The following is a 14,490-nucleotide window of genomic DNA, read 5'->3' on the forward strand; positions in this document are numbered from 1 at the left end:
ATAGTTCTGGTCTCGGATTGACGGTCAATGGAAATCTGTCTTGGCTGTTTTCAGCAAATGCAGGCTGACGCGGAACAGGCTGCCCGGCAGTTCCGGATCGCTGCTGTGGGGATTGTAGGAAATCGTGATGTGCGCGTCGTGCTGCAGGGCGATCTCGCGTACGATCGCCAGCCCCAGCCCGCTGCCGCTGCGGCTGCTGTCGAGGATGCGGTAGAAGCGCTGGAAGATATGATCGCGCTCGGCCGGCGGAATGCCTGGTCCGGTGTCTTCTACTTCCAGGATGGCGAACTGCGCCTGTCCTGGTTCGCCGTCGGCGCGCACGCGCACCGTGACGCGGCCCTCCACCGGCGTGTAATGCAGCGCATTGTCGATCAGGTTGCTGAGCAGTTCGCGCAGCATGAGGGGATTGCACATGACCGGCAGCGGCAGTTCTGCCTGTTCAAAACCGAGGTCGATGCGTTGCGTGAAAGACGCCTGCACCCAGTCCTGCACCACGCCGCGCGCAAACTCGGACAGGTCGCGCTGCACGAACGGCGCATTTTCCTGCGACTGGTTTTCCGCCCTGGCCAGCGACAGCAGCTGGTTCACCAGCCGGGTGGCAGACTCGGAACTCTTGGCCAGCTGCTGCAGCGAGCGATGGACATCCTCCTGGCGGGTCTGGCGCAGCGCCAGTTCCGATTGCATGCGCATGCCGGCCAGCGGCGTCTTCATCTGGTGCGCGGCGTCGGCGATAAAGCGCTTCTGGGTTTGTATCGAAAGCGAGAGCCGTTCCAGCATGTCGTTGAGGGAACGCACCAGCGGCGAAATTTCTTCCGGCACCTGGCCAGAATCGATAGGGCTGAGGTCGTCCGGCCGCCGGGCCCGGATCCGTTGCTGCAACTCGGACAGGGGCGACAGTCCGCGCGACAGCGCAAACCAGATCAGCGCCAGCACGATCGGCAGGATCAGGAACTGCGGCAGGATCACGCCCTTGATGATGGCGTTCGCCAGGCGCGCGCGCTTTTCCAGCGTTTCCGCAACCTGCACCAGCGCCGTGCGTGGCGGTGCGGTGGCGTTGACCTCGGCGACGCTGCGCAGGTCGACGTAGGCGTAGGCAATCCGCACGTCGTTGCCATGCAGGATCGCGTCGCGGTGCTGCACCGTGCCCGGATGAGCGGTGTCTTCCTGGGCGATGGCCGGCGGGATGATCAGGTCGCGGTCGCCTTCGACGATATTGCCGCGCGCATCGGTGATCAGGTAGTAGACATTGTCGATATCATCGGCGCGCAGGAAATCGCGCGCCGGTCCGTTGAGCCGCGTCGTCACCTTGCCGTTGATTTCGATCACCTGTTGCGACAGCACCATGACGCTGTCGTCCAAGGCCTGGTCGAAAGGCTGGTTGGCGATGGTTTTCGCCACCACATAGGTAATCGCAATGCTGATCGGCCACAGCAGCAGCAGCGGCACCAGCATCCAGTCGAGAATTTCGCCGAACAGCGAGCGCTGGACGCGCTCTTCAGCCTGTTGTGCCAGCGGCGCAGTGGGTGGATGTGTGGTCGGCAGCGTATCCGGAGACAAGGCCATGGCTCAGCTTCAGCGGCGGCTGGAAGAATCGAGCGGGGAGAGAGCGGTGACTGGATTGGGAGGCGGCTCGCTGATTTTCTCCAGGCAATAGCCGAGACCGCGCACCGTGGCGATGCGCACGCCGCCGATTTCGATTTTCTTGCGCAAGCGGTGTACATAGACTTCGATGGCGTTGTTGCTGACTTCTTCGCCCCATTCGCACAGGTGGTCGACCAGCTGCTCCTTGGAGACGAGGCGGCCGGTGCGCTGCAGTAAAACCTCCAGCAAGCCCAGTTCACGCGCCGACAGGTCCAGCATCTGTTCATTGATATAGGCGATCCGCCCGACCTGGTCGTAGCTCAGCGGCCCGTGCCTGATGACGGTGGGGCCGCCGCCCGCGCCGCGGCGGGTCAGGGCGCGCACGCGCGCCTCCAGTTCCGACAACTCGAACGGCTTGGCCATGTAGTCGTCGGCGCCCAGATCCAGTCCTTTGACACGCTGTTCGACCGAATCGGCGGCGGTCAGGATCAGCACCGGCAAGTGCGAATTTCTGGCGCGCAGGCGGCGCAGTACTTCCAGGCCGCTCATTTTCGGCAAGCCGAGGTCGAGGATCAGCAGGTCGAAATCCTGGGTCGACAAGGCCGAATCCGCTTCCATCCCGTTCATGACGCAATCCGTGGCATAGCCCGACTGCCGCAGCGAACGCGTCAATCCATCGGCCAGTACACTGTCGTCTTCGGCAAGCAAAATGCGCATGATCTTGTGGGTTCCCTGTGGGGTAAGTGGACGCTGCTGCTTGTAGTCTATGGCGTTTCATTCTTGTCAGCAAGACAGACTGTGAAATTGCTGCCGTTTGGTATAATCATCGCTCCTTATTTTCGTCTTGACGTGGTTTACTGCCTTGATGCAACGCTTATTGATCCTTCTGCTGGTGTTTCTGCTGCCTATGCAAGTCTTTGCAGGCATCGCCGAATCCAAGGCGGATGCGACGGCGGCGCTGGCGTACACGTTTCAGCTGGATGCCGCGGCAGCGCAATGCAACCTGGCCGACAGTCATGACGCGCAGGACGATCAAGACAGCCTTGCCGACGAAATCGAGATGCACGTCGATCTTGGCGACGACACCGTACCTGCTTTCCCTTTTGTATTTGCCGCCACGGCAATCGCATCCAGTCCCGCGCTGAGCAACGACAAAGCGCGTCAGCCGCCATTCCTGCCTCCGGTCGGACCTCCTCCTAGAGCATAAGCGCCTTCACGCCGCATGGATATCTGTTCCGGCGGCGGGCGCCTAGCCATCTGCCGGATCTTTATCCGGCCTTCCTCGTAGCCATTGTTTGCCGCTCAGCTTGCCGGATTGCTTGATTTCATTATGCAATTCCTCTGCCTGTCTGATCGGCCGTGCATGCGAGGAGATCGAATCAGCATTCCCAGCAATCCGTAATACCTATAGCCATGTCCTGCATGGCGTCAAATCTCAGGAGAAAGTATGAAGAAATTATTCCTCGCGCTGATCGTCGTCGCCATGACGTTCTCAGCCGGTATCTCAACCGTGGAAGCCAAGCGCATGGGCGGCGGCGCTTCCTTCGGCAAGAAATCGCAAAGCATGAACCGCCAGGCCGCGCCGGCGCCAAGCCAGGCGGCCAAGCCTGCTGCCGCGGCTGCAGCACCAGCCGCGGCGGGCGCCGCTGCGGCAGCCAAGCCGAGCATGTGGAAAGGCATGCTGGGCGGCGCCTTGCTGGGCCTCGGCCTGGGCGCATTGCTGTCCAGCATGGGTCTGGGCGGCGCCATGGCCGGCATGATCAGCAACATGATCATGATCGCCTTGTTCGCGTTTGCCGCCATGTTCATCTACAAGCTGGTGCGCCGCAAAATGGCCGGCGGCAACTCGGCTAACGGCGGCATGCAGCCTGCCTTCGCCAGCGCAGCGCCGTCCAGCTTCACGCCGGAAATCGCTTCGCGCATCGAACAGCCTATGCAGCGCACGGCATTTGACGCTGCGCCTGCAGCAGCTGCCGGCGCTGGTGTTGCAGGCGTCGCTGCCTGGGGCGTGCCTGCGGATTTCGATACCGCCGGTTTCCTGCGTCACGCGAAGACTTACTTCCTGCGCCTGCAGGCGGCTTGGGACAAGGCCGACGGCAACGATATCCGCGAATTCACCACGCCTGAAATGTTTGCCGAACTGCGCATGCAATTGCAGGAGCGCGGCGCTTCGGAAAACCATACCGACGTGGTGTCGCTGGATGCGGAATTGCTGGGCATCGACACTGTCGATAGCGACTACCTGGCGAGCGTGCGCTTCACCGGCATGATCAAGGAAGACGCCAATGCCGCTGCCGCGCCGTTTGCCGAGATCTGGAACCTGTCCAAGCCGACTGCCGGCCAGGGCGGCTGGATCCTGGCGGGGATCGAGCAGGAAGAGAAAACCAGCTGATAGCGGTGTTGGCGGGCAGGGTTGGCTTAGCGCCGCGCTGTACCGCCGATTGCATCGGTTGGAAGCAAAAAAGCCGCCGGCGAGAGATCGCCGGCGGCTTTTCTTATTCTTCGGCGTCGCTGATGGCACAATAGAGGGTTTTCAGGATATCGCTAAAAAGGAAAGTTAATGAGTTTGCCAACGAACGAGTCTCCCAAGTCCACCGAATCAGCCGTGATCCTGACCGGCGATCGTCCTACCGGGCCTTTGCATCTCGGCCATTTCGTCGGCAGCTTGCGTAATCGTATCGAATATCAGCACACCTACAAGCAGTTCATCATGCTGGCCGACGCCCAGGCGCTGACGGACAATATGGACGACACCAACAAGGTGCACCGCAATGTGGTGGAGGTGGCGCTGGATTACCTGGCGGTCGGCATCGATCCGGCCAAGTCGACCATCCTGATCCAGTCGCAGATTCCTGAGCTGGCGGAATTGACTTTTTACTACCTTAACCTGGTGACGGTGGCGCGCCTGGAGCGCAATCCTACGGTCAAGGAAGAAATCCGTTTGCGCGGTTTCGAGCGTGATATTCCGGCTGGCTTCCTGACTTATCCGGCCAGCCAGGCGGCCGACATCACGGCTTTCAAGGCGGCGCTGGTGCCGGTGGGGGAGGACCAGATTCCGATGATCGAGCAGACCAATGAGATCGTGCGGCGTTTCAATCGCACTGCCGGGCGGGATGTGCTGGTGGAGGCGAAGGCGCTGGTGCCTGAGATCGGGCGTTTGCCGGGGATCGACGGCAAGGCGAAGATGAGCAAGTCGCTGGGCAATACGATCAATCTTGGCGCCAGCGCGGATGAGATCCGGGCTGCGGTCAAGCAGGTCTACACGGATCCTTTGCATTTGCGGGTGCAGGATCCTGGGCATCTGGAGGGCAATGTGGCCTTTTTGTACCTGGATGCGTTTGACCTGGATAAGGCTGGTCTGGCGGAGATGAAGGCGCATTATGTGCGTGGCGGGCTGGGCGATAGTCTGGTCAAGGCGCGGTTGGAGGCTTGTCTGCAGGATCTGTTGGCGCCGATCCGGGCGCGCCGGGAGGAGCTGGCGAAGGACAAGGGGCATGTCATGCAGATCCTGAAAGAGGGCACGGCCAAGGCGCGTGAAGTAGCGGCGAAGACAGCCGACGAAGTCAAAGCCGCTCTGGGCCTGAGCTACTTCTAAATCAACGCAGCCGCGGTCAAATTCACCACTGCCGTAGCTAAATTCACCGCAGCAGCAGTCAAATTCGCCGCAGCAGTCAAATTCGCCGCCGCAGCAGTCAAATGGGGTCGGAGTTTTTTTTCGCGTTCTTTGCGAAAATTACTCTGACCCCATTTGACGTTCTACGGAGTGAGTGCGGTGGCATGCTAAGAACGGTCTATGGCTTGATAACACTGTTGCTACTCCGTGGAAGCTTGCCGGGGGTGGCCCGGCAGCCAGTCACTTTTTCTTGCTTCGCCAAGAAAAAGTAACCAAAAAGAAGGCGACCGCAAAGCCGTTGCCCTCCCTTCGGTCGGGTCCCCAAATCCGGCGCGTATCAGCCGGGTGGGAGGACCAACTCGCCTTCGGCTCAAACATGTCCTCCCACAATTCCCGGCTGACACGCGCCGGATTTGGCAACGTCTCAATGCGGGGCACGTCAAAAGCAACCCCAACGTCAAAAGCAACGTCAACGGCAACTTCAAAAGCAACCCCAACGGCCCTACCATCAGCTATGGCAAGGCCCCGCGTCAATCACCAGTTCGTTGCCGGTGACAAAGCGGCTGGCGTCTGATGTCAGGTAGAGGATGGCGGCGGCTACGTCGGTGGCGGAGCCGCGGCTGGTTTGCATTTGTAGTTCGGCGCGGTCGGCCAGGGCTTGGGTCAGGTCGTCGCGTTTGCGCATGGCTGCGGCCAGGGCGGGGGGGCGGACTACGCCTGGGTGGATGGAGTTGACGCGGATGTTTTGCGTGACATAGCGCATGGCATTCATGTTGTTCATGCGCAGCGTCGCTTTCGCTGCCTGATCGGCGGCCGCATGCTGTTTGCCGTTCATGGCGCAGGGCGCCAGGACGTTGACGATGGAACCGCCGCCGGCGCGCTCCATGGCGGGCGCCACGTGCTTGCTGCACAGGATGCTGCCGTTGACGTTGGCCAGCATGGCTTTTTCCCAATGTTTCTGCGACAGCCCGTATGCATACGGTTGATTGGCATCGACGCCGGTGCTGTTGACCAGGATATCGATGCGGCCGAAGTGCGCTTCAACTGCCGTAATCACCTGTTGTACGGCATCGTTGTCGCTGACATCCAGTTGCCAGAACCGGACCTCGCTCTGTTTGCTGCCCAGCAGCCCCGCAATAACCTCTCCTTCCTGCTCCCGCTCATCCAGGATCGCTAAATGTGCACCAGCCGCAGACAAGGCGCAGGCAATGTGTAAAGCTATGCCGCGCGCCGCACCGGTGACCAGGGCGACTTTGTTTTTGAGCGGGAAATACGTGGAAAGTGGGTCCATGTCGCTAAAACCATTGTCAGTTTTTACACGTGGATTAAAGCATTCTTTAGTGCACATTGCAACCATGCTTTAATTGAATGAAAGTATTCTTTACCGATGGTGAATAATTATGGCGCGCGACTCGCGGAGGCTTTGCAGATAGCCCGAAAAGACAGGCAAGAACTCGCGGACGCCATCGGCGTGAGCGTGCAGGCGGTTGGGCAGGTGATTGCCGGAAAAACCAAGGCGCTGACAGCGGAGAATTCAGCGCTCGCCGCGAAATTCCTCGGCGTCGACATTTTCTGGCTGGCCACCGGGACCGGCAGCGCGAAGATAGTGACCAAGATGTCCGGCCAGTGGCCTTTCAGCATCAGTCTGGAATCGTTCCTGGCAATACCGGAGGAAGAGCAGAACCGTGTAGGCGAATACATCGAGTTCTGCGTCAGGAAGTGGCAGGCGGCCCATCCGGCGAAAAAATAAGCAGCTGCATCCGCAGCTATTTTTTCTTGCGTGGAGATGCAGCTGTCGCCAGGCGATTCGGTTCAGGAAACAGCTGTCCCAGCACCCCGCGCAGCCAGCGGTTGGCCGGATCAAGTTCCGCATTCTCATGCCAGTACAAATACACATCCAGGGTCGGCGTCGGCAGCGGCAGCGGATAGATCCGGTTCGGCAGGTTGAGGTTGGCGATCTGCGCATAGTGCTCGGGCATGGTGGTCAGCAGGTCCGATGCGCTGACCACATGGCAGGCAGCGTGGTAGTGCTGGCAGCGCAAGCCGATCTGGCGCTGGCGGCCCATGCGCGCCAGTTCGACATCTTCAATGCCGGGGCCGGTGCGCCGCGAAGATACTAAAATGTGGCTTTGCGCCAGATAGGTTTCCAGGTCGAGGCCCTTCTGCAGCGCCGGATGATCCTGGCGCGCGATCACCACCAGCGCATCGCGCGATAAAGGCGTACTGTGGATCTCCGCCGGCCGCTGCAGCAAGACGTCGACCGCGATGTCGAGCGTGCCGGCCGCCAGTTCCGATGCCAGCTGGCGCCGCTCCACCCGCACCGAGTTGATCGCCACTGTCGGCGCCTGTGCCTGTAGCAGCTGGATCAGCGGCGGCAGCAGCCGCGCTTCCAGCACGCCGGTCAGGCCGAGGTTGAAACTGCGGCGGCTGCTGGCCGGATCGAACTGGTTGCCGTGCTTGACGCTGACTTCCAGCGTCTGCAAGGCTTGCCGCACCGGACCGATCAGAGAACGCGTCATCGGCGTCGGCAGCATATTGCTGCCTTGCCGGATGAACAAGGGATCGCCCAGCAGTTCGCGCAGGCGCGCCAGGGCGTGGCTGACCGCCGGCTGGGTCAGGCTCAGGGCCTTGGCTGCGCGAGTGATATTGCCTTCCGCGTAGATGGTGTCGAGCACCACGAACAGGTTGAGGTCGATGCGGCTAATATGCATGAGATTAATTATTATCTATGTAAATCATTCATTTGATGAATTATAGACCTTGCGGCACACTGCTTGCATCGCCCAACAGTCGAGGAAGATCATGGATTTTGCTTATTCGCCCCAGGCCCGCCAGTACATCGAGCGGCTCAATACCTTCATGAGCGAGCATGTGCTGCCGGCTGAAGCAGAATATTTCAGCCAGCTCAAGCGCGGCGCGCGGCCATGGAATGTGCCGCCGGTGATGCTGGCGCTGAAAGCCAAGGCGAAAGCAGCCGGCTTGTGGAATCTGTTCCTGCCGGACGCGGAATTCGGCGCCGGCCTCAGCAATACCGATTACGCGCCACTGGCGGAAATCATGGGGCGCTCGCAGATCGCGCCGGAAATCTTCAACTGCAACGCGCCGGATACCGGCAATATGGAAGTGCTGGTCAAGTACGGTTCGCCAGCGCAGCAGGAGCAATGGCTCAAGCCGCTGCTGGCCGGTGAAATCCGCTCGGCGTTCTGCATGACCGAACCTGAAGTCGCTTCCAGCGACGCCACCAATATGCGCGCTACCGCCATTGTCGAAGGCGACGAAGTGCTGCTCAACGGCCGCAAATGGTGGAGCACCGGCATCGGCCATCCCGACTGCAAATTCGCGATTTTCATGGGCTTGACCTATCCCGATGGCCCCAAGCATGCCCGCCATTCGATGGTGATCGTGCCGCTCGATACGCCCGGGGTCAAGATCGAACGCATGCTGCCGGTATTCGGCGCGCTTGACGAGCCCTACGGTCACGGTGAAGTCAGTTTCACCAACGTAAAGGTGCCGCTGTCGAATATCATCGCCGGGCCGGGACGCGGTTTTGAAATCGCCCAGGGCCGCCTCGGACCTGGCCGCATCCATCACTGCATGCGGGCTCTCGGTGCGGCTGAAGTGGCCATGGAAATGATGTGCCAGCGCGCCTTGACGCGCACGGCTTTCGGCAAGCCGCTGGCCGATCTCGGCGGTAATGCCGACATCATCGCCAATGTCCGCATGCGTATCGAACAGGCGCGCTTGCTGACCTTGAAAGCCGCATGGATGATGGATACCGTCGGCGCCAAGGCGGCCATGAGCGAGATTTCCCAGATCAAGGTGGTGGTGCCGAACCTGGCGCAGCTGGTGATCGACCAGGCGATCCAGATGCACGGCGGCGCCGGCGTCTGCGATGATCTGTCGCTGACCGGCCTGTATGTCTATGCCCGCATATTGCGTTTGGCGGATGGTCCGGACGAAGTGCATCGGGCCCTGGTCGCCAAGCTGGAACTGAAAGCGCAAGGCGCCCGCGCCGCGGCGCAAGGAGCCGCGGCATGAGCCTGATCGACCAAGCCGGCGCGGTGCGCAGCGGCGAAGAACTGGATGTCGCCAGGATTGCGGCCTTTCTGCAGGGAGTCGACAGCAGCCTGCAAGGCTTGCCAGCAGTGAGCCAGTTCCCCGGCGGCGCCTCCAACCTGACCTACCTGCTGAGCTATGGCGACCGCGAACTGATCCTGCGCCGGCCGCCGTTCGGCGCCAAGGCCAAGTCGGCCCACGACATGCTGCGCGAAGCCAATATCATGGCTGAATTGAAGCCGGTCTATCCCTATGTGCCGAGCGTGTTCGCGACCTGCCAGGACCGCGACGTGATGGATAGCGATTTCTATGTGATGGAGCGGCTGCGCGGCATCATCCTGCGCAACAAGCTGCCGCCCGGCCTGGCGCTGAGCGAGAGCGACACGCGCCAGCTGTGCCTGAACGTGATCGACAAGATGATCGCCCTGCACAAGGTCGATTACCAGGCGGCCGGCCTGGCCCATTTGGGCAAGGGTGAAGGCTATGTGCAGCGGCAGATCGCCGGCTGGAGCGAGCGCTTCCGCAAGGCGCGCACCGACGACGTGGTCGATTGCGAAGAGGTGATGCGCTGGCTGGCCGCCAAGATGCCTGCAGCCGATGTCGCCACCTGCCTGATCCACAACGATTTCCGCTTCGATAACGTGGTGCTGGATGCCGACGATCCCTTGCAGGTGATCGGCGTGCTGGACTGGGAAATGGCGACCCTGGGCGATCCGCTGATGGACCTCGGCAATACCCTGGCCTACTGGGTGCAGGCCGACGACGAGCCGCAGTTCCAGCAGACGCGGCGCCAGCCGACGCACCTGCCGGGCATGCTGACGCGCAAGGAAGTGATCGCCTATTACGGCGAGCAAACCGGCTACCGCACCGGCCATTTCGATTTCTATGAAATCTACGGCTTGTTCCGGCTGGCCGTGATCATCCAGCAAATTTACTACCGCTTCCATCATGGTCAAACCACCAATCCGCAGTTCGCCATGTTTGGCCATGTGGTCAACTACCTTGACCAGCGCTGCAGGAATCTGATCGCGCAATCGAGCATATGAAGCACACCATGCTGACGACGGCGGCACCGGAGCAAACCTGAGATGGGCGCGATCTATCTGGTGCGGCATGGCCAGGCCAGCTTCGGCGCCGCCGATTACGACCAGCTCTCTGCGCTGGGTGCGCGGCAGGCGACCTTGCTGGGGCAGTGGCTGGCGCAGACCGGCCAGGATATTTCCTTGCTGGTGACCGGCAGCCATCGCCGCCATCAGCAGAGCCGTGACGCCTGCCTGGCCGCATGGCCGCAGGCAGCGGAGCAGGCGCCGCAGGTTTTGCAGGATCCCGGCTTCGACGAATTCGATCACCGGCAAGTCCTGTTGCGGCTGATGCCGGAGTTTGCCGACCCCGCCGTGCTGGCAGCCTATCTGGCGCAGCAGGAGCATCCCGCGCGCGCCTTTCAGAAAGTGTTTGCCAGGGCGGTGGCGCGCTGGGTGGATGGTCAGCACGACGGCGACTATAGCGAGCCGTGGCCGCTGTTCAAGGCGCGCTGCCAGGCGGCCTTGGCCGGATTGCTGGAGCAAGCCGGCAAGGGGCAGTCGGTCTGGGTATTTACTTCGGGCGGTCCGGTCAGCGTGATCTGCCAGCAGCTGCTGGCGATCCCGGACCGCCAGATTTTCGAGCTGAACTGGGCGCTGGTCAACACCGGCGTCACCAAGCTGTTGCATAGCCCGGGGCGGGTCAGCTTGAGCTACATGAATAGTTACGCGCATCTTGAAGGCGCGCGCGATCCGGGCTTAGTGAGTTATAGATAGAAAACCAGCGATAGACAACCAGCGACAAATTAAAAGGAGCAAGGCATGACCAGCACAACCATGTTTGACCTGAAAGGAAAAATCGCTCTGGTGACGGGCGCCAGCCGCGGCATAGGCGCGTCGATCGCCCGTACGCTGGCGCAACACGGCGCGCACGTCATCGTTTCCAGCCGCAAGGCGGAAGCCTGCGACAAGGTGGTGGCTGAGATCCAGGCGGCCGGCGGCACGGCCGAAACCATGGCTTGCCATATCGGTGAAATGGCGCAGATCGAAACGCTGTTCCAGAACATCGCCAGCCAGCACGGGCGGCTCGATATCCTGGTCAACAACGCCGCCGCCAATCCGCATTTCGGGCCAATCGTCGACACCGACCTGGCTGCCTTCCAGAAAACGGTTGATGTGAATATCCGCGGCTATTTTTTCATGTCCTCGTATGGCGTCAAGCTGATGGCCCAGGGCGGTGGCGGCGCCATCGTCAATGTCGCCTCGGTCAACGGCGTCACGCCCGGTGTGTTCCAGGGCATCTACTCGATCACGAAGGCGGCGGTGATCTCGATGACCAAGGCCTTCGCCAAGGAGTGCGCGGCCAGCGGCGTGCGCGTCAACGCCTTGCTGCCTGGCTTTACCGAAACCAAGTTTGCGGCGACCCTGATCGACAATCCGGCGATCCTGAAACAGGCGCTGCAGCATATTCCGATGAACCGCGTCGCCCAGCCGGACGAGATGGCGGGCGCGGTGCTGTACCTGGTGTCGCCGGCGGCAAGCTACACCACCGGAGTTTGCATGAATGTCGATGGCGGCTATCTGCTGAATTGATACCTGCATTAATACCTGCATTAATACTTGCATGAATACTTGGATTGACAGGAAAACACGCATGAAGAATTTACAAGGCAAGGTCGCGGTGATCACCGGCGGCGCCGAAGGAATAGGCAAGGGCATCGCAGTACGCGCTGCAGCCGAAGGCATGAAACTGGTGCTGGCCGACATCAACGCCGCCAAGCTGGAAGTCACGGTGGCGGAGTTCAAGGCGCAAGGATGCGAAGTCATCGGCGTGCCGACCGACGTCGCCAGGGAAGAGCAGGTCAACGCGCTGGCGGAGCTGGCCTTCGCCACATTCGGCAAGGTGCATCTGCTGGTGAACAACGCCGGCGTCGCGGTCGCCAAGCCGGCATGGGAAACCAGCCAGAAGGATTGGGACTGGGTCATGGGCGTCAATTTCTATGGCGTGACGCATGCCTTGCGCGCGTTTGTGCCGGCCATGCTGAAGCACGGCGAGGAAGGGCATATCGTCAACACGGCGTCGATGGCCGGTCTTACTTCGCAGCCCAGCCTGGCCAGCTACAACGCCAGCAAGCATGCGGTGGTGACGCTGTCCGAAGGGCTGCATCATGACCTCGCGTTGCGGCAGTCGCGCATCAAGGTCTCGGTGCTGTGCCCCGGCTGGGTCAAGACCGGCATCGGCCATTCGGAACGCAATCGCGATGGCGACAAAACCGCGCCGGCCGCCATCGATCCTGTGGCCGCCAAGGTCGGCATGGCGGTGCTGCATGCGGTGGAAAACGGCATCTCCGTCAACCAGGTGGCCGACGATGTGTTCGCTGCGATTGATGCGGAACGTTTTTACATCCTGACGCATCCGGAAATGAAGCAGGCGATCCAGCTGCGGATGGAAGATATCCTGCAGCAGCGTGCACCGACTTTGCTGAAGATATAAAGAATGTATGGTGGGCACAGCATCGTGCCCACCCTACATGAAAAAAGGCAGGATGAGCTTTTGCATGCTCATCCTGCCTTTTTATTTCAGCTAGCGCGGCTTAGTCGATATCAAACTTGACGCCTTGCGCCAATGGCAAGGTGCGGCTGTAGTTGATGGTATTGGTCGCCCGGCGCATGTAGGTCTTCCAGGAATCGGAACCCGATTCGCGGCCGCCGCCGGTTTCTTTTTCGCCGCCGAAAGCGCCGCCGATTTCAGCGCCGCTGGTGCCGATGTTGACGTTGGCCAGGCCGCAATCGCTGCCGCTGGCGGACATGAACGCTTCCGCTTCGCGCACGTCATTGGTGAAGATGGCGGACGACAAGCCTTGCGGCACGGCGTTGTTGAGGCGCACGGCATCCTCGAAATGATCGTAGGACAGCACGTACAGGATAGGCGCAAAGGTTTCGTGATGCACGATGGCGCTTTGCTGCGGCATGCGCACCAGCGCCGGCCGCACATAGAATGCGTTGCCATTGTCGCCAACCTGCACCCGTTCGCCGCCGGTCACCACGCCGCCTTCGGCCTTGGCCTGCGCCAGCGCGGCTTGCATGCCTTCGAACGATTGCTGGTCGACCAGCGGACCGACCAGGGTATCCGCAGCCAGCGGATCGCCGACCTTGACGCTGGCGTAGATGCGTTCGATGCGGCTCACCACGTCGTTATAAATGCTGCTGTGGACGAACAGGCGGCGCAGGCTGGTGCAACGCTGGCCGGCGGTGCCGACGGCGGAGAAGGTAATTGCGCGCAAGGCCAGGCTGAGGTCGGCTGTCGGCGTGACGATCATGCCGTTGTTGCCGCCCAGTTCCAGCAGGCTGCGGCCCAGGCGCTCTGCCACGGTAGTGGCAACCTTGCGGCCCATGCGCACGCTGCCGGTGGCACTCACCAGCGGCACCAGCGGCGAAGCCGACAGGGCGGCGCCGATTTCGGCGCGGCCCAGCACCACCTGGCACAGATGGGCCGGCAGCAGGTCAGGGCGCTGTTGCGAGAAACGCGCCACGGCTTTTTCGTACAAGGCATGCACGGCCAGCGCGACGACCGGGGTCTTTTCGGACGGTTTCCAGATCACGGCATTGCCGCATACCAGCGCCAGTGCCGCATTCCAGGCCCATACCGCGACCGGGAAGTTGAAGGCGGTGATGACGCCGCACACGCCCAGCGGATGCCAGGTTTCCATCATGCGGTGGCCTGGACGCTCGGAAGCGATGGTCAGGCCGTACAGCTGGCGCGACAGGCCGACCGCGAAATCGCAGATGTCGATCATTTCCTGCACTTCGCCTATGCCTTCGGACAGGATCTTGCCGGATTCCAGTGTCACCAGCTTGCCCAGCGGCTCGCGGTTTTCGCGCAGCACTTCACCCAGGATGCGCACCAGTTCGCCGCGCACCGGCGCCGGCACCACGCGCCATTTTTCATAAGCTTGATGGGCGTTCTTGATGGCGGCTTCGGTTTCCGCCACGGTATGGGCGCGCAGCGCGCCAATCGCAGCGCCGTCGCGCGGCGAGCGCGAATGCAGGTCGTTGCCGGCATGGGCGGAAAAGTCGAAACCGAGTTCGGCGAAGATGGATGAGATTTGCGTCATGATGTCCTTGTTCTGAGTTCTATCAGCTTGCCGCAAGAATGGGCGAGTTTCATATCAGTGATATAGCTGAGTATAAGGAATAAATCGGGGAATCTTAAAATCAAAA

At 61.2% G+C, this 14,490-nt stretch carries 14 protein-coding genes; 9 read left to right on the top strand and 5 right to left on the bottom strand.

Translation table 11 applies throughout. The features are described 5' to 3' along the window. Positions 1-24 precede the first annotated feature (24 nt). Positions 25-1,563, bottom strand: coding sequence for a sensor histidine kinase (locus AC07V8_RS14610; protein ID WP_494678841.1), 1,539 nt, complete (start codon positions 1,561-1,563; stop codon positions 25-27). 9 nt (positions 1,564-1,572) lie between these two features. Next, the gene (locus AC07V8_RS14615; RefSeq protein WP_211473677.1) at positions 1,573-2,298 is read right to left on the bottom strand and encodes a response regulator transcription factor; all 726 of its coding nucleotides are present in this window, start codon (positions 2,296-2,298) and stop codon (positions 1,573-1,575) included. Between the two features lie 148 nt (positions 2,299-2,446). Between AC07V8_RS14615 and AC07V8_RS14620 the strand changes: the two genes are divergently transcribed. The 3 genes from AC07V8_RS14620 to trpS all read left to right on the top strand — a co-directional run bounded on the left by AC07V8_RS14620 (position 2,447) and on the right by trpS (position 5,176). Next, entirely contained in the window at positions 2,447-2,788 is a 342-nt protein-coding gene (locus AC07V8_RS14620; RefSeq protein ID WP_494678842.1) for a hypothetical protein, read from the top strand. Between the two features lie 240 nt (positions 2,789-3,028). After that, a complete protein-coding gene (locus tag AC07V8_RS14625) occupies positions 3,029-3,973 on the top strand; it encodes a Tim44 domain-containing protein (protein ID WP_494678843.1) in 945 nt (314 codons plus the stop codon). Positions 3,974-4,141: 168 nt separating this feature from the next. Then, positions 4,142-5,176, top strand: coding sequence for a tryptophan--tRNA ligase (gene trpS / locus AC07V8_RS14630; RefSeq protein WP_494678844.1), 1,035 nt, complete (start codon positions 4,142-4,144; stop codon positions 5,174-5,176). A gap of 526 nt (positions 5,177-5,702) precedes the next feature. Here the strand turns inward: trpS and AC07V8_RS14635 are convergent. Next, a complete protein-coding gene (locus tag AC07V8_RS14635) occupies positions 5,703-6,485 on the bottom strand; it encodes an SDR family NAD(P)-dependent oxidoreductase (protein ID WP_494678845.1) in 783 nt (260 codons plus the stop codon). A 96-nt stretch (positions 6,486-6,581) separates the two neighbouring features. Here AC07V8_RS14635 and AC07V8_RS14640 point away from each other — a divergent pair, with 96 nt between their 5' ends. Beyond that, positions 6,582-6,944 carry a helix-turn-helix domain-containing protein gene (locus AC07V8_RS14640; protein ID WP_494678846.1) on the top strand — a complete coding sequence of 121 codons (363 nt, stop codon included), beginning with the start codon at positions 6,582-6,584 and terminating at the stop codon, positions 6,942-6,944. Between the two features lie 16 nt (positions 6,945-6,960). Here AC07V8_RS14640 and AC07V8_RS14645 read toward each other — a convergent pair whose 3' ends face one another. Continuing rightward, on the bottom strand, positions 6,961-7,905 hold the full coding sequence (locus AC07V8_RS14645; RefSeq protein ID WP_494678847.1) for a LysR family transcriptional regulator: 945 nt from the start codon (positions 7,903-7,905) through the stop codon (positions 6,961-6,963). A gap of 91 nt (positions 7,906-7,996) precedes the next feature. On the opposite strand from AC07V8_RS14645, the gene AC07V8_RS14650 reads away from it, so the two are divergent. From AC07V8_RS14650 to AC07V8_RS14670, 5 genes are all read left to right on the top strand, one after another. Further along, positions 7,997-9,232 (top strand): acyl-CoA dehydrogenase family protein, encoded by a 1,236-nt coding sequence (locus AC07V8_RS14650; protein WP_494678848.1) that lies wholly within the window; start codon positions 7,997-7,999, stop codon positions 9,230-9,232. Continuing rightward, positions 9,229-10,296, top strand: a complete 1,068-nt coding sequence (locus AC07V8_RS14655; RefSeq protein WP_494678849.1) for a phosphotransferase family protein — start codon at positions 9,229-9,231, stop codon at positions 10,294-10,296. The genes AC07V8_RS14650 and AC07V8_RS14655 overlap by 4 nt, the downstream gene beginning before the upstream one ends. A 42-nt stretch (positions 10,297-10,338) precedes the next feature. After that, positions 10,339-11,046, top strand: a complete 708-nt coding sequence (locus AC07V8_RS14660) for a histidine phosphatase family protein (protein ID WP_494678850.1) — start codon at positions 10,339-10,341, stop codon at positions 11,044-11,046. A 45-nt stretch (positions 11,047-11,091) separates the two neighbouring features. Continuing rightward, the gene (locus AC07V8_RS14665; RefSeq protein ID WP_494678851.1) at positions 11,092-11,862 is read left to right on the top strand and encodes an SDR family oxidoreductase; all 771 of its coding nucleotides are present in this window, start codon (positions 11,092-11,094) and stop codon (positions 11,860-11,862) included. A 61-nt stretch (positions 11,863-11,923) separates the two neighbouring features. Continuing rightward, the gene (locus AC07V8_RS14670) at positions 11,924-12,763 is read left to right on the top strand and encodes an SDR family NAD(P)-dependent oxidoreductase (RefSeq protein WP_494678852.1); all 840 of its coding nucleotides are present in this window, start codon (positions 11,924-11,926) and stop codon (positions 12,761-12,763) included. A gap of 100 nt (positions 12,764-12,863) precedes the next feature. On the opposite strand, the gene amaB is transcribed toward AC07V8_RS14670, so the two are convergent. Then, a complete protein-coding gene (amaB, locus tag AC07V8_RS14675; RefSeq protein WP_494678853.1) occupies positions 12,864-14,384 on the bottom strand; it encodes an L-piperidine-6-carboxylate dehydrogenase in 1,521 nt (506 codons plus the stop codon). Between the last annotated feature and the right edge of the window lie 106 nt (positions 14,385-14,490).

Source organism: Collimonas sp. GW821-FHT02H07, assembly GCF_059421505.1.

What these genes read in the sequence shown, in the direction of transcription:
- AC07V8_RS14610 (WP_494678841.1), bottom strand. Translation starts at nt 1,563, where the DNA reads ATGGCCTTGTCTCCGGATACGCTGCCGACCACACATCCACCCACTGCG.
- AC07V8_RS14615 (WP_211473677.1), bottom strand. Translation starts at nt 2,298, where the DNA reads ATGCGCATTTTGCTTGCCGAAGACGACAGTGTACTGGCCGATGGATTG.
- AC07V8_RS14620 (WP_494678842.1), top strand. Translation starts at nt 2,447, where the DNA reads ATGCAACGCTTATTGATCCTTCTGCTGGTGTTTCTGCTGCCTATGCAA.
- AC07V8_RS14625 (WP_494678843.1), top strand. Translation starts at nt 3,029, where the DNA reads ATGAAGAAATTATTCCTCGCGCTGATCGTCGTCGCCATGACGTTCTCA.
- trpS (WP_494678844.1), top strand. Translation starts at nt 4,142, where the DNA reads ATGAGTTTGCCAACGAACGAGTCTCCCAAGTCCACCGAATCAGCCGTG.
- AC07V8_RS14635 (WP_494678845.1), bottom strand. Translation starts at nt 6,485, where the DNA reads ATGGACCCACTTTCCACGTATTTCCCGCTCAAAAACAAAGTCGCCCTG.
- AC07V8_RS14640 (WP_494678846.1), top strand. Translation starts at nt 6,582, where the DNA reads ATGGTGAATAATTATGGCGCGCGACTCGCGGAGGCTTTGCAGATAGCC.
- AC07V8_RS14645 (WP_494678847.1), bottom strand. Translation starts at nt 7,905, where the DNA reads ATGCATATTAGCCGCATCGACCTCAACCTGTTCGTGGTGCTCGACACC.
- AC07V8_RS14650 (WP_494678848.1), top strand. Translation starts at nt 7,997, where the DNA reads ATGGATTTTGCTTATTCGCCCCAGGCCCGCCAGTACATCGAGCGGCTC.
- AC07V8_RS14655 (WP_494678849.1), top strand. Translation starts at nt 9,229, where the DNA reads ATGAGCCTGATCGACCAAGCCGGCGCGGTGCGCAGCGGCGAAGAACTG.
- AC07V8_RS14660 (WP_494678850.1), top strand. Translation starts at nt 10,339, where the DNA reads ATGGGCGCGATCTATCTGGTGCGGCATGGCCAGGCCAGCTTCGGCGCC.
- AC07V8_RS14665 (WP_494678851.1), top strand. Translation starts at nt 11,092, where the DNA reads ATGACCAGCACAACCATGTTTGACCTGAAAGGAAAAATCGCTCTGGTG.
- AC07V8_RS14670 (WP_494678852.1), top strand. Translation starts at nt 11,924, where the DNA reads ATGAAGAATTTACAAGGCAAGGTCGCGGTGATCACCGGCGGCGCCGAA.
- amaB (WP_494678853.1), bottom strand. Translation starts at nt 14,384, where the DNA reads ATGACGCAAATCTCATCCATCTTCGCCGAACTCGGTTTCGACTTTTCC.